Origin of the sequence: Marinobacter sp. F3R08 (assembly GCF_018860425.1) — a bacterium.
Lineage (GTDB): Bacteria > Pseudomonadota > Gammaproteobacteria > Pseudomonadales > Oleiphilaceae > Marinobacter.
The window spans coordinates 592,899-611,604 of record NZ_JAHKPI010000025.1; the positions used below are offsets into that span (position 1 = coordinate 592,899).

An 18,706-nucleotide genomic window follows, 5' to 3' on the forward strand; every position below is an offset into this window, starting at 1 on the left:
ATTGGTTGCATCAAAGTAACACCGCACAGGTACCATCCTGTCCTCGTTCATAGCGTTATTACCGGTTTGACCGGTTTACACTCTTCAGCCGGGGTCAAAATTGTTCGACGTTGTGCTTCTGTCCGTGCCTCTGATGGCGGCGGTAGTCGGTTGGCTAACCAACTGGCTTGCTATCCAGATGTCCTTTTATCCGATCCAGTATATCGGCGTGGGAGTGTTTGGTTGGCAGGGGGTCATTCCGCGTAAAGCCGAGAGAATGGCACACATTTGCATCGACAGAACCCTCCAGAGCATGGGTGACTTGAGCACGGTGTATCAGAAGCTGGAACCCCAGCGCATCGTTCAACAGGTCATATCCCAGGTTACGCCCAGAATGGACGAGTACATCGATGAGGTCATGTATGAAATCGACCCGGTGCTTTGGGATAATTTGCCACAGTTCCTGAAAAACCGGATCTACCGGTGGGGCCGGGACCAGCTTCCGTCCTGCATAGAAGAGTTGGTGGAGGATGTTGGCGACGAGCTTGACGAACTGGTCGACCTCAAAGCGCTGCTCAGCCGCGAGTTGGCAAAGCACCCTGATATGATGAACCGCATGTTTCAGCAGGCGGGCAGGGTGGAGCTGCAGTCTGTTATCAACCGCGGTGCGATTATCGGTGGCGCTCTCGGTGCCTTACTTGTGCCTTTATGGATCCGTTATCCGGAGCCCTGGCTGCTACCCGCAGGCGGCCTGGTGATTGGCTTTGTTACCAACTGGATTGCCATCAGCCTGATCTTCGCCCCGCTGAAACCCCGACGCTTCCTGTTCTGGAATCTTCAGGGCCTGTTTCTTCGGAGGCAATCCGAGATCAGTGAGGTCTGGGCACGGCTTGTTGCTGAGGAGTTGATCACCGTCGAGAAGGTTGCGGATGCGATGATCAATGGAAGTCATGCCAACAGAACCCGGGCCCTTATCCAGAAACATCTGCGACCATTACTGGATAATGCTGTCGTCATGAAGCTGACCGCGCAGGTGGCTGTGGGTATGACCGGCTATACAGAGTTGAAAAAGGTTATGAACCAGAAGGCTGTATTCGCTACCCGTGATGTCTTCAGCGATCCGGGCTTCAACCGAAATCAGGCGGCAGTGGTTTCAGAGATTCTGTCCCACCGGATGAAAGCACTCAAACCTCGTGAATTCCAGGATGTTCTTCGGCCTGCGTTTCGGGAGGAGGAGATTCAGTTGATGGTTGTGGGAGGTCTGTTCGGAGCCCTGACGGGAATGATTCAGTTCCTCTCGCTAAGTTATTTGAGTTTTTAGCAACAAGAGCGCGCCTATCTGGTTCTTGGCGGCAAGGTAGCGGAGCTCGTAGGCATCTTTGCAGAGGGGCGCGCTACAGGCAATTGGTGGGGCGTGGCAGTCCGGCAATCCGGCAGGCGGTTTTTGCCGGCGTACCAGGAAATAGCTGCATCAGGTAAATGCTGTTGCCTTTGTCCTCGCCCAATGCCTCTTTGACGGCTTTCACGAATAGGCGGTTGGATGGAGGTGACATCTCATGCTCTTTGTAAAAAGAGCGAAGAAACTGAATGATTTCCCAGTGCTTTTCAGTCAGTTTTATATCATCCTGGGCAGCAATCACGGTCGCAACCCCTTCTGTCCACTCCTCGGCGTCTTCAAGAAATCCTTCGTTGTTTCGCTGTGGTATTGCGTTACTGGTCATGATTCACCAACTGATAACCCGATGTGCCTGCAGTGAGAGCGCTACCATTTCCGTATAGTCCACCATGCTGGTATTGCCACTCAGATGCCCGATTCCGCGGGCATCGACATCCGCAGTCAGAGCAAATACCTTGGCTGCATCAGGCAGGCACCCGGTGGAAAGAAACAGTACCCCGCCACCTATGAGCAACAGGCCATCGTCCGGAGAAATCATCTCGAGGCATCGGGTAGCCCGTGGGTGGTCGGGGGCTTTATTCAGAATGTGCAATGTGTGAATGCCAGTCATTCAGGCTAACCTGCGAACGTTGTGTGGTCATAATCGGATAGCAGGGCCGCATCGGCATCCGCCAGAGTCACGCCTTTGATGAGGGAATTCTCATCCAGTCCGTAGATCTCGCATGCTGCCCGATCGGCGAGGATTGCATCGATACCGAATATCTGTGCCGCTGACAGGTTCTTCTCCACAGACTTCTGGCCAATACTGCCGGCTTCCTGTGGCTTTCTCAGCCAGTTAACGCCAGCCCCCATGAACAGAAGCGATGCCGGCTGATCGAAAGCTGCAAGGGAAAACGCCATGTCGAGTGCTTCCCGCCCGATCCATGTGCCATAAGGCGGATGATCAATCATGATCAGAGTACTCATGGTTAGTCTCCAGCGTGAAAATAGAGCGTGCGCGCGGACTTTATCCGCCCCTCGACCCAGTCTCCGAGCCCGGCTATTTCAAACGGAGCGCGCAGATTCGCGGCCGGCAACTCGTAGCGCTTCTGTTCGGTTTCGTTGATCAGGCCACGACGCAGAGCAGAGGCAATGCAGGCAACCCCGGGAATGCTGTGATCGGTGAGAAAACGCGACCACTCTTCCGGCCAATGGGGTTCATCAGATGGCGGTGCACACAGTGCCGAGGCCAGATGAACCCCATCCCCGTAGAGGAAAACCCGATCAAGACGGTGGCCCAGATTAACAGCAGCCCTGGCAAAGGCGAGAGCCGTTTGCGGGGCCTGGGACGTATAGGGGGCACCGGTAATCACCAGAGTAAACGATTGAGTGCTTGTGTCGGTCATGCCGTCGCGTCTTACCAGAGAACCTTTTCAGTTTACAGAAAGCAAAAACCCCGGCAAGTGCCGGGGCTTTCCAAAGGCCAGAGCCTATGGCTGCATCAATCGTTACCGCTGAATGCGGAGATCAGATGAAGCAGGGCAAGGAACAGGTTGTAGATGTTCAGGTACAGTCCTGTCGTGGCCATAATGTAGTTCTGCTCACCGCCATTTACGATGCGGCTTGTATCGTAAAGGATAAAGCCAGACATCAGGAAAACGATCGCAGCACTGATGGCGAGGCTGAACGCTGTGATTTCTACACCGAAGAGGCTGGCAACCATGGCGCCAACAGCCGCAACCAGCACAACAACCAAGCCTGCTACCAGCATGCCACGCATGAAGCTGAAGTCTTTCTTGGTGGTCAGAACATAGCCGGACAAGGCAAAAAAGACCAGTGCCGTTCCACCCAGCGCCTGCATAACAATCTGACTACCGTTCGAGAACTGCAGGTAGTAATTCATCGTTGGCCCGAGGGAAAGCCCAAGGAGCCCTGTGAAGGCGAAAACAACACCAATGCCGGCGCTGCTGTTCGCTGTCCGGGGGAGAACAAACCAGACCAGCGCCAATGCGCCGAGGCTGCAGATCAGGCTGGCGCCCCGGCCCAGTCCCACATACATTGAGGCTGCGGCCATTACCGTGCTGAACAGCAAAGTCATGGCAAGCAGTGTGTAGGTGTTTTTCAGAACCTTGGAAGCTTCCGGGCTAATTGCATCTGTCGCAGAGCCGCGGGCAATGGTATTCCCTCGGTTCTGTTGGTAACTGTATTGTCTGTTTTCCATCTTTCTCTCCGTTGGGTTCCAGGATTTTGATCGCGGAACAGCCTTGAACTGTAAATGAAACAGGTTGAGGAATCTAGGTCAGATCATAGTGCCAGTTTCCAGACTTTCAATCATTTACGACCGGAAACTCGCTGCTGGATTCCATTAAAAACTGGTAATGTTTAAAAGTGCGGCAGGTTTTATGCAGAGCGTTGACAGCACAAGCAAATCCGGTATGATGCACATCGCTGTCGCACGGCAGTGAATGGAAAAACGGTGGGCTGGCAGAGTGGCTGAATGCAGCGGTCTTGAAAACCGCCGAAGGTTAGTAGCCTTCCCGGGGTTCGAATCCCTGGCCCACCGCCATTTTTCCTCTCTCTTCTTAAGTATTTCTTCTGTTTTATCTCCCGGTATTTATTCGTACTTGGTTTAGCGCCGTCTCACCCTCATTATTCAGGTATTGTTAGCGCGAGGGTTTCCTATGACTGATTCTCAAACAACCCAGACAACTGAACCCCGTTCAACAGAACGCCGGGACCGCAAGTTCGCTGTGTCCGCAAACCGGGGCAAGGCGAATCATAAGGTCCGGTATGTGGAAGCGGGTGGCGCGGCAGTCGATACACAGGAGTGTACCTTCTGCCAGTCTGTTCCGGATCTTTCGGACGATGGTGGGGAGAAAGAGTAAACCGGAGCAACTGACGTCGTCCGGTTTAGAGATGGCCTGTATCAGAGATTCCGGCCCGGATAGGCGAACTCTTTTTGCTCGTCGGCTCTTTGCTGTCGTGCGGTCAGAGTGTCAGGCTCGTTTTTTGGCACTTGCCAGCCTTCCAGATTTTCTTCAATCAACTTCACGAGCGCCTCGATATGCCCTGGCGTCGCGTTGAGTGCAGTGATATAGCTGAATTCTGCGCCGCCAGCCTCCATGAAGTATTCGCGGTTTTCCTCGTCGATTTCCTCAATGGTTTCCAGGCAGTCCGATGAGAAGCCGGGGCAGAACACGTCGATGGACTTTACGCCTTTTCCTGGCAGGGATTTCAGGGTTTCATCCGTATAAGGCTTGAGCCACTCTTCCTTGCCGAATCTCGACTGAAAGGTGGTCATGTAGTCTTCCTTGTTCAGGCCAAGTCGTTCCGCCAGCAGTCGTGACGTTTTATGGCATTCACAATGGTATGGATCGCCCTTGTTGAGGTACTTCAGCGGAATCCCATGATAGGAAAGGATGAGTTTTTCATTCCGCCCGTGGTTGGCCCAGTGTCCTTCGATGTGGCGAGCCATCGCCTCGATATAAGGTGGGAAATCCGGATAGTGGGAAATAAACCGAAAATCCGGCAGCCACCGCCGTCTGGTGAAATCTTTGGCAATGGCATCGAAGGTTGACGCGGAGGTAGACGCTGAATACTGAGGGTATAGCGGCAGTACCAGCAGCTTGCGAACGCCCTGTTCCTGCATGTCATCCAGAACTCGAGCAATCGAGGGATTGCCATAGCGCATGGCAAATCCGACCACAACATTTGAGCCATATTTATGCTTGAGCGCTTCCCGAATCCCCTCAGCCTGCCTGGCGGTGTGGAACAGAAGTGGAGAGCCCTCAGGCTGCCAAACGCTGGCGTAGGCTTTTGCACTGCGTTTGGGGCGAATGCGCAGAATAACGCCATGCAGGATCATCCACCAAAGAGGTCGGGGCAGCTCGACTACTCGCGGGTCCGAGAGGAACTCAGCAAGATAACGACGGAGCGCTGACGTTGTGGGCGCGTCCGGAGTACCAAGGTTGGTTACCAGTACACCTAAACGGTCAGGTCTGTTGTGGCTGAAGTTCTGTGAACCTTTGAATTGCATAGAGTGGATCCTGAGCTTTGATTGATCGGTTGTAACTCAGCCTTTGCGGGAGGCTTGTTCTGCCATCCGGGGGGCGAGACCGGAAATGTCGTAGCCGGCGTTCTGAGCCTTGGTGAAGATTTCAGAGGCTGGCCTGGAGCGAGCCGAGCTCAGCGCCCAGAGAACGGTGCAGCGCGTCCCGGACCGACAGAATGCCAATACGGGTTTTTCGGCGTCCCGGATCATGGGTGCAAACTGCTCTACGTCGTCATCAGTAATATGTCCTGACGCCACCGGCATATATACCCAGGTCAACCCTTGCTCACGGGCAGCGGCCTCAATCTCGGCCATTGGCGGTTGGCCAGGTTCTTCACAATCGGGGCGATTCGCTACGAGGGTTCTGAATCCCAGTTTTGCGGCCTCAGCCACGTCGTCGACGGAAATCTGCGGAGTTACCGAGATGTGATCGTCAATTTTTCTGATATCCATGAAACGTTGTCTCCGGGTCGGGTAATGGCGCTGTCACTATCATCGCACAGCCTCAGAGCTGTGTCAGAGTGACCGCAGGGAAATTTTCTGAAACCGTTCAGGCGTTTGCGCGGTTACGCTCAATCACTTCAAAAATGGCCATGCCGGCAATCATAGCGGCAACAAAGACGGCGGCCTTAATTTCACCGGCGCCCAGTGCGACAAGCCCCGGACCAGGGCAGAAACCGGCAATTCCCCAGCCAACACCGAACATGAGCCCGCCAAGGATCAGGCGTTTGTCGATATGCGTGCTTGCTGGCATTTTTATGTCGAAACCGAGGAACGATAACGTGCGTTTACGGGCGATCGCAAAGGCGAACACGCCAACCAGAATGGCACCACCCATGACAAAGGCGAGGGAAGGGTCCCACGAGCCTGCAAGGTCGAGGAAGCCGAGCACTTTCTCGGGATTCGCCATGCCGGAGGCAATCAAACCAATGCCGAACACAAGTCCGGCGAACAACGATGCTAGGGAATATTTCATGGCATCAGACTCCCAAAAGATGACGGATAACGTACACGGTGGCAAAACCGGCGCCCATGAAGCTGAGGGTTGCCATCAGTGATCGGAGAGAAAGACGTGACAGGCCGCAGACACCGTGGCCGCTCGTGCAGCCAGATCCATAACGGGTGCCAATACCAACGAGCACACCGGCAATGATTAACGCGGGATAGCCGGCATTGATTTCGATGGCTGGCAGATCCGTTGCCAATAGCCAGAGTGCCGGTGCGCAGATCAGACCGCCCAGGAAAGCCAGCCGCCAGATGACATCGCCTTTCGCTGGGGCGAGGAGGCCGCCAAGGATGCCGCTGATGCCGGCAATGCGGCCGTTCAGAAGCAGGAAGCTGGCCGCTGCAATACCCACCAAAATCCCGCCCAGCAGCGCTGACCAGGGGGTGAAGTCATTCCACGCGATTTCAATCATCTGATAGTCCCCATATTACGGATGTTCGATTTGGAATAAGCATATATCTTGGGGCAATAATACCAAAAAAAAGCCCGGCAAAGGATGCCGGGCGGAGGCGTGCGAGTAGTATCCATGAAAGACTTCCAGACAAACCGGCATCAGCTGGGACACCGGTATTGGGAAGTATTGACCATATTTTGAACACTTCAAGCCAGAGCGTCTCTCGTTTGAAAACATTTTTTCATATTGGATGCGTCTTTATACTGCCGCCTTTCACTATGCGGTTTTCGGACTGACTGAAATGCGACGAAACCTGTAATACAATGGGCTTCTGTAAGAAGTATCCGTACCCCCGAGGATGTTTTATGTCGGATGAGAGTGACAATAAGCCAGAGAACGATCCGCAGCTGGCGGCAAAAATCAAGGGCTCTGCCCGTCAGATCTGGCTGGCAGGGCTGGGCGCCTACACCAAGGCCGAGGAAGACACCGGCCGCTTTTTCGATCGCCTTGTCCAAGAGGGTGAGCAACTGGAAAACAAGACCCGGGGTGTCGTAGAAAAGCAGATCAAATCGGTTGAGGATCGTGTTGAGGGGGTTCGTGAGCGCGCCACCGGCACCTGGGACCGACTTGAGCACCTGTTTGATGAGCGGGTGTCCGGTGCGCTCAGGCGGCTTGGTATCCATCGTCGCGAAGACATTGAGTCTCTTGAGCGTCGCATCGAGAAGCTGGAGTCTGAACTTGCTCGCCTTCGGGGCCGTGCGGGCGACGACGAAGAATAACGACGGTGTTCAAAGATAGTCCCGACTCATCAGTCGGGCTTCTTCCTGGAAATCCGGAGTCAGGTAGGGAAGCACAAGGTGCATCATTTGGTAAACACCGCGACCTGGATCCACTGTCTCGCGGTTTTCCAAGTGCGACAGCGTGTCAAAAGCACTCCAGTAACAAGAGGTTAGCGTTAACTGCTCACAGAGTGGGTCAAGTTCCTTCGTGCCAATTTCCATGATTCCCTGGCGCTGGAAGCTCTCACAAATTGTCCGAAAGGCGAACGTTTTCTTCCTCTTGATCCGCTTAAACCTTACCTGCAACGGTTGGTAGCGGGATAGCACGTTCACCAGGTCCTGATAGAGGAACCGGTAACGCGCTACTGTTTCAAATAACAGATGAAGAAAGAATCCCTGTTGATCCAGCGTGATATCGGCGTCGTTCGGAACCGACAGCAGATCCAGCATTTCGTGCTCGTACTGGTCGAAAAGCTCTTCGACAATGTCGCCTTTACTTTTGAAATGGTAGTAAAGATTACCCGGGCTGATATCCATCTCATCGGAGATCAGGAGTGTGGTGACATTGGGTTCGCCGACGCTGTTAAACAGCGCCAGGCTTGTTTGAAGAATACGGTCGCGGGTTTTAATTTTTTTCATGTCGCGCCGGGCCGGCCTCTATAGCTCGAAGCTCGCCCAGACCGGACAATGGTCGGACGGCCGCTCCATGGCTCGAATGTCGTAGGAAACACCGGCTTGTTGGGCTTTGGGCAGCAGGCTGCTATTGGCCATGATCAGGTCAATTCTCAGGCCCCGCCTGGGCTCCCGGTCAAAGCCTTTACTGCGATAATCAAACCAGCTGAAGGTGTCTGTTTCATCCGGATGCAGATACCGGAAAATATCGGTATACCCCCTGGACTCTACCTGGCCAAGCCATTCCCGTTCTTCCGGAAGGAAAGAGCACTTGCCACTCCGCAGCCAGCGTTTGGCGTTGTCTGCACCGATACCGATGTCTTTGTCGGTTGGCGAGATGTTCATATCCCCCATGACCACTACATGGCCCCCATGTTCACCGAGCTCGTCCAGATAGCGCATCAGGTCAGCGTAGAATTTTTCTTTGGCAGGAAACTTCACCGGATGGTCGCGGCTTTCTCCCTGGGGAAAATAACCATTAATTACGGTCAGGTTCTCACCGTTAACCGTGAAATGTCCGGTAATCAGTCTGCGCTGGGAATCTTCGTCGTCCCAGGGATAGCCTTTGATCACTTCCTTCGGTGCGAGTTTCGAGAGCAGAGCAACACCATAATGGGTTTTCTGACCGTGGAAATGCACGTGATAGCCAAGCTCACGGATCGCCTCGACGGGAAAGTCGTCGTCCTGAACCTTGGTTTCCTGGAGGCCGATGAAATCGGGGGCAAGGCTATTAATGACAGCCTCTAGCTGGTGCAGGCGTGTGCGGATACTGTTGACGTTGAAAGACACGAACATCATTGCAAAAAACTCTCCGGCGTTGATTCCCGCCGAAGTTTAACATATTGCCCCCCAGGGTCTGCCTTGGCTCGGGAGGCCGTTTTAGGGGGTCAGTTCGCAATTCGGGTAGGTATCCACCGAATAGCGGATGTGGGCCGTATGGTTTTCGTCTCGATTTTTCCGAATATTGGTCAGTCCGAGGTAATCAGAGAGGGCGCCGGAGTCGCTGTAACCCAGGACAATAGGCTCCACAAGGAACCTCAGCACCATTCCCGTTGGGCGTATCTGCACTATGTGGTCTGCATTCAGCCGGCTATTCTCGGCTCGCTCCAGCACAAAGCCATAGTGCTCGCCACGGGTAGGACCGAGAAATCGAAATTCAACAGATTCGCCAGCCACCACACTCTGCCAGTTCTGACGGACGAAGTTATCAAAGCCGGAGTCCACAACAGTATCTGGTGGGTAGGCAACCTCAAAGCGCTTTGAATCGCCTTGGGGCGTCTGCCATTCAATTAACAGGGTTTCCGGTTCAGGGTAGTTTACTTGCATCTGTTCAGCGAAGGTCGGCTGAATGAAATCGACGCCAGGGCGCAGCACTGAAGCGCTGTAATCAAGCGTTTTATAGGCGAACGACGCCTCTTCCCCGGGCTTGTAATAGGCAACCCTATGCTGTTGAGGGCGAAATACCCCGCCTGTACAAGTGCCATCAACCTGGTGGTGTTCCTCGTAGATCCCAGTGCCATCTTTGGTGGAAGCCATACCGGTAAACCGGAATTCCTGGGCCGAGGCCTGGAGGGTTACCGCCATCAGGGCCAGGGCAGCGAGTCCGGACGGGCTACTCACCCCACCAGCTCCGGATACAGCGTTTTGCGGGCATACAGGAGTAGCGGGAAAACAACCAGCCAGCCAATCCCGAGTGCAAAAAGTGAGGGCACCAGTTCGGGCAGCTCTACCGCACCGAGCTGACTTGCAGACCAGTAAGCGAACGGGCCGGCAAAGGGCGCCAGCACGAAAGGTAGCCACGGCTTCTTACTGATCCAGTCAAGCGAATGGCTCAGGGTGGTCATGAAAATGGCCCAGATGGCCACCAACCAGGGTGGCGTCAACATTACCTGGCCGGTACCGTCGTCGAGAATCCCGGTGTGAAACCAGATGCCGTCCAGAACTGAGCCAACCACGGTTCCCAGGCCGATGAACTGCAGTTCGGTCATCCGTTTCTGGCTTATCAGCAGGAAATGAAAGACCAGAAATAACACTACGATCCCCGCGCCGATCAGCCCTGGATAGAACACGCAGGCAAACCAGCCGGCCTGGAAAAGAAGAAAATTCAGAACGTTACGGACCGTTTCCGAGTTGATCATACGCTCAGAATATTCTCGCGCTTGTTGCCGGGCTTGGCGAAAATCAGCTGTGCCACGCCAATGGCTCGCTCGCTGAAGCCTGCCTCGCAGTAGGCAAAGTAAAAGTGCCACAGGCGTCGGAATGCCTCGTCGTAGCCCATGGACTCCAGCTTGTCGCGCTGGGCCATGAAGCGGTCACACCAGTCTCTGAGCGTTCGGGCATAATGGAAGCCGGTGTCTTCGGCATGGGTCAGAACCAGTTTGCTCTCTTTGCGAACCGACTCCAGAATCGCCCCGAAGGAGGGAATAAAGCTGCCCGGGAAGATGAAGCGCTGAATGAAGTCCACATTCTTCAGCGCACGCTGGTAACGCTGTTCCGGCATGTTGATAGCCTGTACAAGAGCCAGGCCATCAGGCTTGAGCAGTGCGTTTATCTGGGAGAAATAGCTGTCCAGGAACTGCGGGCCAACGGCTTCAATCATTTCAATGGAGACGAGTTTGTCGAATTGCCCCTCCAGGTCACGGTAATCGTCAAACAGCAGGGTGATCCGGTCTTCAAGGCCTTCCTTCTGAACCCGCTCCCTCGCGAGCTCCAGCTGTTCTCTGGAAATGGTCGTGGTGGTCACGTGGCAGCCATAGTTTTTGGCCGCATGAACGGCAAAGCCGCCCCAGCCAGTACCGATTTCAATCACCTTATCGTCAGGTTGCAGATTCAGCTTTCGACAGATGGTATCCAGTTTGTGCACTGCAGCCTCTTCCAGTGTGGATTCGGCACTTGGGTAGATGGCCGAGGAGTACATCATGGTAGGGTCCAGAAACGCCTCGAAGAGGTCATTGCCCAGATCGTAATGGGCACTGATATTTTTCCGTGAGCCTTCTTTGGTGTTTCGGTTAAGCCAGTGCAGACCCTTCAGCGCCGGCTTGGTAATCCAGCTGAACCGGTCCTCGAACTCGTTCATCCGGTCCACGTTGCGGGTGAAGAACTGAAGCAGTGCAACCAGATCGGGAGTAGACCAATCGCCGGCTACGAACGCCTCTGCTGCGCCGACGCTGCCTCCGGTGAGCAGGTCTCGCCAGGTGCTGTGATCATGGACAATCAGTTCGGCAGGCTCATACCTGGTATTGCCATCGCCGAACACCAGATCCTCAAAACCGGATTCCCGGATTGTCAGTCTACCTTCGCCCAGTAGCCAGAGCTGCTGAATCACCAGGGTTCTCGCGAATCGGCTGAGGGCCGGCACACTGCCGGAACCGGGGGTGGCGTTTTTAACAGAAGTATTCAGGTTCTCCATGAGCTTACCCTTCCACGAATCTTGTCATTAGTCCTGGAGCCGGAGACATCCAGCCCGGCATCATCATGCCCACGGCGGTAGGTGGTATCGTCTTCAGACAGTTTGTCCGGGTGGGTGTAGAACGGTGCTCCCTTGAGTTTGAGCCGAAGGGCATGCCAGTAGATGCCAACCACCACCTTGAAAGCTTCCAGGGGAAACTTTCGCAGACTTCTATGCATTTCTTTACGAGTCAGGGGGGTACGTTGGACTACCAGAGTGGCGTCGAAATGCTTGCGCCCCTCTTCCAGAACATTCATGTGAATTCTCAGCTCCGGGCCACGAAAGCTGAAAGACCACTCATAGTGCTGGTTCATGCCGTTGAAGGGTGATACATGAAAGCGCTTGCTGAATCCGAACTGTTCGGTGCGCCAGCCGGCCTGATTAGGTTCCGCACCGATGGTTTCGAGACAATAGACATGGCGATCATGCCAGGGCGTGTTGGTAATCTGAGCGACGATGACTCTGGGAACCGCACCATCTGCAGGGCAGTCTCCGGCCCGATAGCAGAAATAAAAACTGACCGGGTTGAACACATAGCCAAAATAGCGGGGGTGGGTGATGAGCTCGACTTCCCCGTCCGGACGCCAGCCGGTGGCTTCAGCGACATGATCTCTCACTGCGTCCGACAGGTCTGGGATGTCCGGGCGGAAGTAATCTTTGCGCTTCAGAGACAGCCAGTTGCGCCGTTCCAGAGAAAATAACGGGCTCACAGCAGCGACCTGGTTCCATTCATCGGTGTCCAGGGCAAGCATACCCGTGCTGTAGCTGAACTCATGCGCCACAGGGTACTTGCGTCTGTGCCTGACGGTGCCTTCCAGCCACTGGCTGTTCACATTCAAAGCTCCACCCCGAAGGCCCGGGTTACGCGCAGAGCACTGCGAACACCGTCCTCGTGGAAGCCGTTGAACCAGTACGCGCCACAGAAGTGGGTCCGGTTCTGGTTGCCAATTTCGTCGTAGCGTTCCTGGGCAGCGACCGCATCCAGGGTAAATAACGGGTGCGCGTACTCGAAACGCTTGAGCACCTTGCCGGGATCGATATCCCGGCTGCGATTCAGCGTCACACAGAAGGTTTCCGGTGCGTCGTGGAAGTTCTGCAGGATATTCATGTTATAGGTGACCGAGACGGGTTCCGTGTTGTGCGCGGGAATGAAATAGTTCCAGGCGGCCCAGGCACGTCTGTTGCCTGGCAGAACGCTGCTGTCGGTATGGAGCACAACATCATTGTTCTGGAACGCCATTGCGCCAAGAATATCCTGTTCCTTGTCAGTGGGGTCTCCGAGCATGGCCAGAGCCTGATCACTGTGGCATGCGAAAATAACCTGATCGAAATGGTGCTCCTGACCTTTCACAGAGACCGTTACGCCGGTTTCAGTTCTTACAACTTTGTCTACCGGACTGTTCAGATGAGTGGCGTCGCCAAGTCGCTCCATCATTTTGGTCACATACTGGGCCGACCCTCCGGTAATGACTCTCCAGGTGGGGCGGTCATCAACGGACAGCATGCCGTGATTGTTGAAGAACTGAAGAAAGAAGCGGATCGGGAACTGTTCTAGAACAATCTCGGGCGCCGACCAGATCGCCGCGCCCATGGGGACGATGTAGAAGTTTCTGAAATAGCGGGAGTAGCCGTTGCGGTTCAGGTATTCACCCAGGGTCTCCTCGTTGTTGATGTTGCCTGCTTCAAGTTCGGTGCGGGTCTCCTTATTGAAGCGGAGAATCTCCTGCACCATCTTCAGGAAGGGCAGATTGATCAGGTTCCGGCGTTGCGCAAACAGCGTGTTCAGACTGGTGCCGTTGTATTGCAGTCCAGTGCTGCTGCAGTCCACGCTGAAACTCATATCACTGACTTCAGAGGCCACTCCTAGGCGCTCCATCAGTCGGATGAAATTCGGATAAGTCCAGTCGTTGAATACGATGAATCCGGTGTTTACCGGCCAGGTCCTGCCACCGGCTTCAATCTGTTCGGTATTGGTATGACCACCGGCGTAGTCGCCGGCCTCGAAAATCTGAACCTCGTGTTTTTCGGCAAGAAGCCATGCAGCCGTGAGGCCAGAGACACCGGCTCCGATGACAGCAATTCGCTGACGTTCGCTATTCATCCATTGTTTTCCTGTTCAGCGTTGTTTTTGCTGGCCATCGAGGCTGCCATGCGATCAATCAGGGGCCGGGGAAGGGCGCCGAGTACTTTCAACATCCAGGTGAAACGTTTGGGAAAGGCGATTTCGTTATGTCCACGGGCAAGGCCGCTGACTATCCGCTCCGCAGCATCCTCTGCTGATACCAGAAACGGCATGGGGAAATCGTTGCGATCGGTCAGCGGGGTTTTCACGAAGCCCGGTGAAACGACCACCACATCGATGCCTTCGGCTGCAAGGTCTGCCCTGAGCGCCTGGGCAAAGTAGGTCAGCGCGGCCTTGGACGCTCCGTAACCTTCGGCCCGGCCGAAGGGAAACCACCAGGCCGATGAGCTGACTATGACCAGCGTCGCAGGCTGGCCTTTGGCACGGGTGCGCCGGAGCGCAGGCAGGGCTATGTCGATGCACCTCGCCGTGCCAATGACGTTGGTATGGATGTTTTTTTCAATGACATCGCTGCTGTACTGGGCAATCTCAAGGTATTCACAGGTGCCGGCGTTGAGGATAACCATGTTCAGGTCGCCGTGTTTCTCCAGCGTCCCGGCAATGGCTTGCAATTCTTCTTTGCTGGTGGTGTCGGCTGCGGCCGGTATAATCCGCTCGGGCGCATCAGAGACAAGCTCCTCGAGTGCTGCCTTGCGTCGCCCGGTAATAACCAGCCGGTGACCACCCCGGGTCAGGGCCCGGGTAACGGACTCTCCGATGCCAGAGCTGGCACCAGTAATCCAGATGTTAGAGGTTTCCTGTAGGCGATCACTCATCCGGCCTGATCCTTGATCCAGCGAACAACTCTGCCAACCAGCGGCAGGTTTTCATAGAGCATTTCTCCTGCATCAAAGTAGTCACGGTGGTAACACACCATGCCGTCTCTGATCTCCAGGTGGCTGATACCCTGAACCTGTACTTCCCGGCCTTTACGAAGGCGTTTGTGTCGCAGGTGCATCACCCAGGGCACCGCTGCCGACTCGCCCTGAACCACCGCGTCGCCAAACTCGAACCGACAGGAGAGCACATTTGCGTAGGCCCCGGCGAAGTAGCGGGTGAGTTCGTCAAGGCCGTGAACCGTTCCCAGCGGGTCCTGAAACCGGACATCTTCACTATAGACCTGAGAAAGCTTGTTCAGGTTTCCCTTGTCGAGTTCGTTAAACAGTGTCCGGAAGTGGTCGAGCGTCACCGGAATGGCAGGATTGCGTTTACCCACTTCAATCTTCTGTGAGGCGGTTGTCATTGCCTGTTCCTCCTCCGTTCATCCATCTCGCGTGTTTCTTCCTGAATGTGCCGGGGAATAGGATTCAGTTCCCAGATGATTCCCAGCTTTGACATCAGCCAGAGGCCATACCACGTCATATCGATTTCATACCATCGGAACCCCTGGCGCACGGATTGGGGCCAGCGATGGTGGTTGTTGTGCCATCCCTCACCAAGGGTAAGCAGAGCCAGCCAGAAATTGTTACGGCTGTCGTCTGAGGTTTCGAACCTGCGTCTGCCCCAGACATGGGACAGGGAGTTGATTGATACCGTGGCGTGGAACAGCACAACAGTCGAGATAAAGAATCCCCATATCAGCAACTGCATGCCGTTGGTTCCCAGGCCTGGTGCCCAGTTCGCCAGAATCTCTCCGAGGCTGTAGATGCCAACGGCGGCCAGTGCAGGCACCAGAGAGTCGAAGCGATTGATCAGTTTGAGTTCGGGGAATTTCAGCCAGTCCCTGACCCGCCGTTCATCGGTCGCGAAGCCTGCCTCACAGGTAAACCAGCCCATATGAGACCACCAGAATCCGCCCTGATGTGGCGAGTGAAGGTCAAGTTCCTGATCGGAGTGCTGATGATGGTGTCGGTGATGTGCAGCCCACCAAAGCGGCCCGCGTTGCGCGGCACTGGCACCCAGAACGGCGAACACGAATTGGGCAGGCCGGCTGGTCTTGAACGTCTTGTGGGCAAAATACCGATGATAGAATCCAGTAATCGCAAACATGCGAATCAGGAAGAAGGCCAGTGCGAACCCGATCGCAAATGCACTTACTCCGGTATAGAAGGCCAGTAAACAGGCCAGATGAAGCGCTATGAACGGAATAACCCGCGAAATGTTGAATGATCTTGAGGTGGTGTCTATGTGATCCGAACCCGCCTCGGAATCGAACCATCTCCGAATGTTTGTAAGCAAATGCTGCCTTCGGGTCATACCCAGGGTGCCTTTTCTCTCAATGGAAGCTTGGTTGAACGGACAACACGGTGGCTGAGCCATCCATCACAGGACGTTGTACGATCTCATTACCGAAATTGGATGCACGCTAACCCATGTTTAATAAGACCTTTGATACACCTGTTATACGCAGTATTGCCATTGTTGGTTCAGGCCTTTCAGGACTGACTGCGGCCATACAACTGAAGGAACTTGGCCATGACGTTACCGTGTTTGAAAAAAGCCGGGGCCCCGGGGGCAGGCTGGCATCAAAGCGTGTAAGCGATGGGTCAGTCGATGTGGGCGCCCAATACTTCACCTCCAGAAATCCGCAGTTTCTGCCTTTTCTTCGCCAATTCGGCGGTGACAGTATCTTTGCACCATGGCACGGGCGATTTGGCTTCCAGACCAGTACCGGGCAGTGGGAGGCATTTCCTCAGGAAAACCGATTCGTGGGCACGCCGCGAATGACGGCCATCACCCGGGCGCTGTCTGCTCATACCCACGTCGTTACCGAAACCCGGGTTGGCTCATTGGTTCGTAATGACCAGTCCTGGACTGTTTACGATACGGCTGGCAATCCTCTCGGAGACTTCGATCAGATTATTATCACCACGCCGCCGGCTCAGGCGAGAGATTTGCTGGCGGATAGTGGCCTTGATCGGCTGGCTTCATATCTTGATGATCCGGTCAGCAGAGTCTTGCCTTGCTGGGCTGTTGCAGCTCACTTTCCGGTTTCACCCTGGCTACATCATGAGGGCATGCGCTGCCAGCATCCGGCCCTGTTCTGGGTAGCGAATAATTCCAGCAAGCCCGATCGGCCAGATGATGGGCAGTGGTGGGTTTTGCACGCCGGTCCGTCCTGGACGGAGGAGCATGTGGACACGCCCGCAGAAGAGGTTGCGAACAGACTGCTTGAAGCCTTCCGGCAACTGACAGGGTTTCAAGTCGGTCCGGATGACATTGTCACGCATCGCTGGCTCTATGCCCGCTCGGAAGGCGGCGAACAGCCTGGTCACCTGTGGTTCCCGGATTGTGGGCTGGGGTTTGCAGGCGACTGGCTCAGCGGGGGACGGGTTGAGGGCGCGTTCGACAGCGCCAGCGGTCTGGTTGCCGAACTGACTGCCAGTGCTGTCACTCGGTGAGCAGATTCTGTTTTCCCGTGGTTACGTCCGGGCGCGTGTAAAAATGGGTGATGGTACCGTCACTGAATTTGCTGAAGAAGGCGCTGACATCGCTGATCTTTTCCAGAGAGCGCGCGCGATGAATGGGCTCTCGCACGAGAACCTTGATACCGTTGAAATTGTCCTGGATGTTGGAGAATCGTGCACGCATTGAGCAGGTAACCACTTGCGCCGGGTTGAGCGCGAGTTCCTTTGCCAGCCATGAACTATGGCTCTCGATGCCAGCGGCCGAAAGATCTTCCTGGGTGTCCAGGTGGTTCAGCTTTACGCGGTTTACAATACAGAAGGAGAAACTCTTCGGATGTTTGCGAGCCACTTTCCGAAACGCCTCCCAGAAAAAGTTGTCGGTGAGTTCCGCAAAGTAGCTCATATCGCTCAAACACGTATCGACCCAGTCGAAATTCTCCGGATCATCCAGGACCTCATTGATGGCCTCTCTCAGTAACCAGTCAAAACCAAGGGCTGTTTTGTGAGCATACACTTTTCGGTACATCTGGTGACGGCTATAAACGAAGTCTTCCAGAGCGCCAAGCCCTTTCTGGGTGATGGCAAGCCCGAGCCAGGGTTCAGAGACATCCCAGCCAAAGCGCAGGTTGCTGAGGAGGTGGTCCAGGTTGAATCCGCCGATGGTGACCGATGAGTGAAAGCCGTCTCGCAGCATATAATCGGCCCGGTCAGCATCTATCTCTCCGGACACAATCGACGACAGCAGGTCCATCACGAGGCCCGGAATATTGTCGCTCAAGGGCGAGCCGGCGGCAGCGTCTTCACCCGCGATAAAGGCCCAGAAGGTTCGTGCATGGCGGCAAAACGTGTCGCTGGGCTTTACCTCTGTGGTTTCCATGATGCCAATAACGTCCCGGGGATGAAGGCCGGCGCTGTCCAGGTCCACCGCCATCAGTACGTCGTGGGCAACACGTACCGAATAATGTTCATGCTCGAGTTCTTCGGGGTCTTCCGGATGATACGTGGAGTAGTCCACGCCTCGCCAGAGATCCCTGAATCGGCCCGGCCGGGACATCAGTTCCCGGATGCGACGGGCCTGGGTGAACTGATGGGAAAAGCTGGAATGTCCGCTGTCATGCAGAAGACACCCCAACCGGATGGTTTTCGCCAGATAGTCGATGGCATCCAGCTGGCTCAGGCTCAGATCTGTCTGTTCACTGAGTTGACGTTCCCTCAGATAGGCGTCGATCATCGATCGGAACATCCGGGTGCCTACGTGCATCACGCCAATACTGTGCAGAAACCGGGAGTGGGTCGCTCCAGGAAACACCAGGCTCAGGATGTCGTTCTGGCAAATATTTCTCAGGCGCTGGAACAGCGGGTGGTCGATCACCTGAATCTCGTGCCGGTATAGCGGAATACCCCCGTGAACCGGATCCATTATCAGCTTGTCATAGGCTCCGAGAAGGTCATTAACGGCACGTCGCATCAGATGGAATCTCCCAAATTCGTAAAACTGGCCTTGTTATATCACAGGGTCGTGCCAGAATAGGC

24 protein-coding genes and 1 tRNA gene are annotated in these 18,706 nt (G+C 54.9%); 5 read left to right on the forward strand and 20 right to left on the reverse strand.

From position 1 onward, the window contains the following. The first annotated feature begins 100 nt into the window (after positions 1 to 100). Positions 101 to 1,300 carry a hypothetical protein gene (locus tag KO499_RS18060; protein ID WP_215985138.1) on the forward strand — a complete coding sequence of 400 codons (1,200 nt, stop codon included), beginning with the start codon at positions 101 to 103 and terminating at the stop codon, positions 1,298 to 1,300. A 73-nt stretch (positions 1,301 to 1,373) separates the two neighbouring features. On the opposite strand, the gene KO499_RS18065 is transcribed toward KO499_RS18060, so the two are convergent. The 5 genes from KO499_RS18065 to KO499_RS18085 form a co-directional block, all read right to left on the reverse strand. Continuing rightward, the gene (locus KO499_RS18065) at positions 1,374 to 1,700 is read right to left on the reverse strand and encodes a TusE/DsrC/DsvC family sulfur relay protein (RefSeq protein ID WP_215985139.1); all 327 of its coding nucleotides are present in this window, start codon (positions 1,698 to 1,700) and stop codon (positions 1,374 to 1,376) included. Positions 1,701 to 1,703: 3 nt separating this feature from the next. Next, complete coding sequence (gene tusB, locus KO499_RS18070) at positions 1,704 to 1,985, reverse strand: sulfurtransferase complex subunit TusB (RefSeq protein WP_215985140.1); 282 nt, start codon at positions 1,983 to 1,985, stop codon at positions 1,704 to 1,706. Positions 1,986 to 1,990: 5 nt separating this feature from the next. After that, positions 1,991 to 2,341 (reverse strand): DsrE family protein, encoded by a 351-nt coding sequence (locus tag KO499_RS18075; protein WP_215985141.1) that lies wholly within the window; start codon positions 2,339 to 2,341, stop codon positions 1,991 to 1,993. A gap of 2 nt (positions 2,342 to 2,343) precedes the next feature. Continuing rightward, positions 2,344 to 2,760, reverse strand: coding sequence for a sulfurtransferase complex subunit TusD (gene tusD / locus KO499_RS18080; RefSeq protein WP_215985142.1), 417 nt, complete (start codon positions 2,758 to 2,760; stop codon positions 2,344 to 2,346). 95 nt (positions 2,761 to 2,855) lie between these two features. Next, positions 2,856 to 3,575 carry a Bax inhibitor-1/YccA family protein gene (locus tag KO499_RS18085; RefSeq protein ID WP_215985143.1) on the reverse strand — a complete coding sequence of 240 codons (720 nt, stop codon included), beginning with the start codon at positions 3,573 to 3,575 and terminating at the stop codon, positions 2,856 to 2,858. Between the two features lie 254 nt (positions 3,576 to 3,829). Between KO499_RS18085 and KO499_RS18090 the strand changes: the two genes are divergently transcribed. Together KO499_RS18090 and KO499_RS18095 are read left to right on the forward strand one after the other, a co-directional pair. Further along, a tRNA-Ser gene (locus KO499_RS18090) sits at positions 3,830 to 3,920 on the forward strand. A gap of 115 nt (positions 3,921 to 4,035) precedes the next feature. Continuing rightward, complete coding sequence (locus tag KO499_RS18095) at positions 4,036 to 4,239, forward strand: hypothetical protein (protein WP_215985144.1); 204 nt, start codon at positions 4,036 to 4,038, stop codon at positions 4,237 to 4,239. 41 nt (positions 4,240 to 4,280) lie between these two features. Here KO499_RS18095 and hemH read toward each other — a convergent pair whose 3' ends face one another. The 4 genes from hemH to KO499_RS18115 all read right to left on the reverse strand — a co-directional run bounded on the left by hemH (position 4,281) and on the right by KO499_RS18115 (position 6,823). After that, on the reverse strand, positions 4,281 to 5,390 hold the full coding sequence (hemH, locus tag KO499_RS18100; RefSeq protein WP_215985145.1) for a ferrochelatase: 1,110 nt from the start codon (positions 5,388 to 5,390) through the stop codon (positions 4,281 to 4,283). Positions 5,391 to 5,426: 36 nt separating this feature from the next. Beyond that, positions 5,427 to 5,858: a TIGR01244 family sulfur transferase gene (locus KO499_RS18105; RefSeq protein WP_215985146.1), complete on the reverse strand. Its 432-nt coding sequence runs from the start codon at positions 5,856 to 5,858 to the stop codon at positions 5,427 to 5,429. A 97-nt stretch (positions 5,859 to 5,955) separates the two neighbouring features. Next, the gene (locus KO499_RS18110) at positions 5,956 to 6,381 is read right to left on the reverse strand and encodes a DUF6691 family protein (protein WP_215985147.1); all 426 of its coding nucleotides are present in this window, start codon (positions 6,379 to 6,381) and stop codon (positions 5,956 to 5,958) included. Between the two features lie 4 nt (positions 6,382 to 6,385). Beyond that, positions 6,386 to 6,823 (reverse strand): YeeE/YedE family protein, encoded by a 438-nt coding sequence (locus tag KO499_RS18115; RefSeq protein ID WP_215985148.1) that lies wholly within the window; start codon positions 6,821 to 6,823, stop codon positions 6,386 to 6,388. Between the two features lie 347 nt (positions 6,824 to 7,170). Between KO499_RS18115 and KO499_RS18120 the strand changes: the two genes are divergently transcribed. After that, positions 7,171 to 7,584, forward strand: coding sequence for a phasin family protein (locus KO499_RS18120; RefSeq protein ID WP_215985149.1), 414 nt, complete (start codon positions 7,171 to 7,173; stop codon positions 7,582 to 7,584). Between the two features lie 9 nt (positions 7,585 to 7,593). Here KO499_RS18120 and KO499_RS18125 read toward each other — a convergent pair whose 3' ends face one another. From KO499_RS18125 to KO499_RS18170, 10 genes are all read right to left on the reverse strand, one after another. After that, positions 7,594 to 8,223 (reverse strand): TetR/AcrR family transcriptional regulator, encoded by a 630-nt coding sequence (locus KO499_RS18125; protein WP_215985150.1) that lies wholly within the window; start codon positions 8,221 to 8,223, stop codon positions 7,594 to 7,596. A gap of 18 nt (positions 8,224 to 8,241) precedes the next feature. Continuing rightward, the gene (gene xthA, locus KO499_RS18130; RefSeq protein ID WP_215985151.1) at positions 8,242 to 9,054 is read right to left on the reverse strand and encodes an exodeoxyribonuclease III; all 813 of its coding nucleotides are present in this window, start codon (positions 9,052 to 9,054) and stop codon (positions 8,242 to 8,244) included. Positions 9,055 to 9,135: 81 nt separating this feature from the next. Then, positions 9,136 to 9,876 (reverse strand): hypothetical protein, encoded by a 741-nt coding sequence (locus KO499_RS18135; RefSeq protein WP_323133367.1) that lies wholly within the window; start codon positions 9,874 to 9,876, stop codon positions 9,136 to 9,138. Then, positions 9,873 to 10,394 (reverse strand): DUF2878 domain-containing protein, encoded by a 522-nt coding sequence (locus KO499_RS18140; RefSeq protein WP_215985152.1) that lies wholly within the window; start codon positions 10,392 to 10,394, stop codon positions 9,873 to 9,875. Before KO499_RS18140 ends, KO499_RS18135 begins: the two co-directional genes overlap by 4 nt. Beyond that, positions 10,391 to 11,665 (reverse strand): SAM-dependent methyltransferase, encoded by a 1,275-nt coding sequence (locus KO499_RS18145; RefSeq protein ID WP_215985153.1) that lies wholly within the window; start codon positions 11,663 to 11,665, stop codon positions 10,391 to 10,393. The genes KO499_RS18140 and KO499_RS18145 overlap by 4 nt, the downstream gene beginning before the upstream one ends. Next, the gene (locus tag KO499_RS18150) at positions 11,653 to 12,537 is read right to left on the reverse strand and encodes a DUF1365 domain-containing protein (protein WP_215985154.1); all 885 of its coding nucleotides are present in this window, start codon (positions 12,535 to 12,537) and stop codon (positions 11,653 to 11,655) included. The genes KO499_RS18145 and KO499_RS18150 overlap by 13 nt, the downstream gene beginning before the upstream one ends. A 2-nt stretch (positions 12,538 to 12,539) precedes the next feature. Then, the gene (locus tag KO499_RS18155; RefSeq protein ID WP_215985155.1) at positions 12,540 to 13,805 is read right to left on the reverse strand and encodes an NAD(P)/FAD-dependent oxidoreductase; all 1,266 of its coding nucleotides are present in this window, start codon (positions 13,803 to 13,805) and stop codon (positions 12,540 to 12,542) included. Continuing rightward, entirely contained in the window at positions 13,802 to 14,602 is an 801-nt protein-coding gene (locus KO499_RS18160) for an SDR family NAD(P)-dependent oxidoreductase (RefSeq protein ID WP_215985156.1), read from the reverse strand. The genes KO499_RS18155 and KO499_RS18160 overlap by 4 nt, the downstream gene beginning before the upstream one ends. Beyond that, a complete protein-coding gene (locus KO499_RS18165; RefSeq protein WP_215985157.1) occupies positions 14,599 to 15,069 on the reverse strand; it encodes a nuclear transport factor 2 family protein in 471 nt (156 codons plus the stop codon). Before KO499_RS18165 ends, KO499_RS18160 begins: the two co-directional genes overlap by 4 nt. Beyond that, positions 15,066 to 16,022 (reverse strand): acyl-CoA desaturase, encoded by a 957-nt coding sequence (locus tag KO499_RS18170; RefSeq protein ID WP_215985158.1) that lies wholly within the window; start codon positions 16,020 to 16,022, stop codon positions 15,066 to 15,068. Before KO499_RS18170 ends, KO499_RS18165 begins: the two co-directional genes overlap by 4 nt. Before the next feature lie 116 nt (positions 16,023 to 16,138). On the opposite strand from KO499_RS18170, the gene KO499_RS18175 reads away from it, so the two are divergent. Continuing rightward, the gene (locus tag KO499_RS18175) at positions 16,139 to 17,167 is read left to right on the forward strand and encodes an NAD(P)/FAD-dependent oxidoreductase (RefSeq protein ID WP_215985159.1); all 1,029 of its coding nucleotides are present in this window, start codon (positions 16,139 to 16,141) and stop codon (positions 17,165 to 17,167) included. On the opposite strand, the gene KO499_RS18180 is transcribed toward KO499_RS18175, so the two are convergent. Next, positions 17,157 to 18,641 carry an HD domain-containing protein gene (locus KO499_RS18180; RefSeq protein WP_215985160.1) on the reverse strand — a complete coding sequence of 495 codons (1,485 nt, stop codon included), beginning with the start codon at positions 18,639 to 18,641 and terminating at the stop codon, positions 17,157 to 17,159. The genes KO499_RS18175 and KO499_RS18180 overlap by 11 nt on opposite strands. Positions 18,642 to 18,706 lie beyond the last annotated feature (65 nt).

Coding starts and splice junctions, on each gene's coding strand:
- KO499_RS18120 (WP_215985149.1), top strand. CDS start 7,171: ATGTCGGATGAGAGTGACAATAAGCCAGAGAACGATCCGCAGCTGGCG.
- KO499_RS18115 (WP_215985148.1), bottom strand. CDS start 6,823: ATGATTGAAATCGCGTGGAATGACTTCACCCCCTGGTCAGCGCTGCTG.
- hemH (WP_215985145.1), bottom strand. CDS start 5,390: ATGCAATTCAAAGGTTCACAGAACTTCAGCCACAACAGACCTGACCGT.
- KO499_RS18175 (WP_215985159.1), top strand. CDS start 16,139: ATGTTTAATAAGACCTTTGATACACCTGTTATACGCAGTATTGCCATT.
- KO499_RS18105 (WP_215985146.1), bottom strand. CDS start 5,858: ATGGATATCAGAAAAATTGACGATCACATCTCGGTAACTCCGCAGATT.
- KO499_RS18160 (WP_215985156.1), bottom strand. CDS start 14,602: ATGAGTGATCGCCTACAGGAAACCTCTAACATCTGGATTACTGGTGCC.
- xthA (WP_215985151.1), bottom strand. CDS start 9,054: ATGATGTTCGTGTCTTTCAACGTCAACAGTATCCGCACACGCCTGCAC.
- KO499_RS18180 (WP_215985160.1), bottom strand. CDS start 18,641: ATGCGACGTGCCGTTAATGACCTTCTCGGAGCCTATGACAAGCTGATA.
- KO499_RS18065 (WP_215985139.1), bottom strand. CDS start 1,700: ATGACCAGTAACGCAATACCACAGCGAAACAACGAAGGATTTCTTGAA.
- KO499_RS18170 (WP_215985158.1), bottom strand. CDS start 16,022: ATGACCCGAAGGCAGCATTTGCTTACAAACATTCGGAGATGGTTCGAT.
- KO499_RS18085 (WP_215985143.1), bottom strand. CDS start 3,575: ATGGAAAACAGACAATACAGTTACCAACAGAACCGAGGGAATACCATT.
- KO499_RS18095 (WP_215985144.1), top strand. CDS start 4,036: ATGACTGATTCTCAAACAACCCAGACAACTGAACCCCGTTCAACAGAA.
- KO499_RS18155 (WP_215985155.1), bottom strand. CDS start 13,805: ATGAATAGCGAACGTCAGCGAATTGCTGTCATCGGAGCCGGTGTCTCT.
- tusB (WP_215985140.1), bottom strand. CDS start 1,985: ATGACTGGCATTCACACATTGCACATTCTGAATAAAGCCCCCGACCAC.
- KO499_RS18140 (WP_215985152.1), bottom strand. CDS start 10,394: ATGATCAACTCGGAAACGGTCCGTAACGTTCTGAATTTTCTTCTTTTC.
- KO499_RS18075 (WP_215985141.1), bottom strand. CDS start 2,341: ATGAGTACTCTGATCATGATTGATCATCCGCCTTATGGCACATGGATC.
- KO499_RS18165 (WP_215985157.1), bottom strand. CDS start 15,069: ATGACAACCGCCTCACAGAAGATTGAAGTGGGTAAACGCAATCCTGCC.
- KO499_RS18125 (WP_215985150.1), bottom strand. CDS start 8,223: ATGAAAAAAATTAAAACCCGCGACCGTATTCTTCAAACAAGCCTGGCG.
- KO499_RS18110 (WP_215985147.1), bottom strand. CDS start 6,381: ATGAAATATTCCCTAGCATCGTTGTTCGCCGGACTTGTGTTCGGCATT.
- KO499_RS18145 (WP_215985153.1), bottom strand. CDS start 11,665: ATGGAGAACCTGAATACTTCTGTTAAAAACGCCACCCCCGGTTCCGGC.
- tusD (WP_215985142.1), bottom strand. CDS start 2,760: ATGACCGACACAAGCACTCAATCGTTTACTCTGGTGATTACCGGTGCC.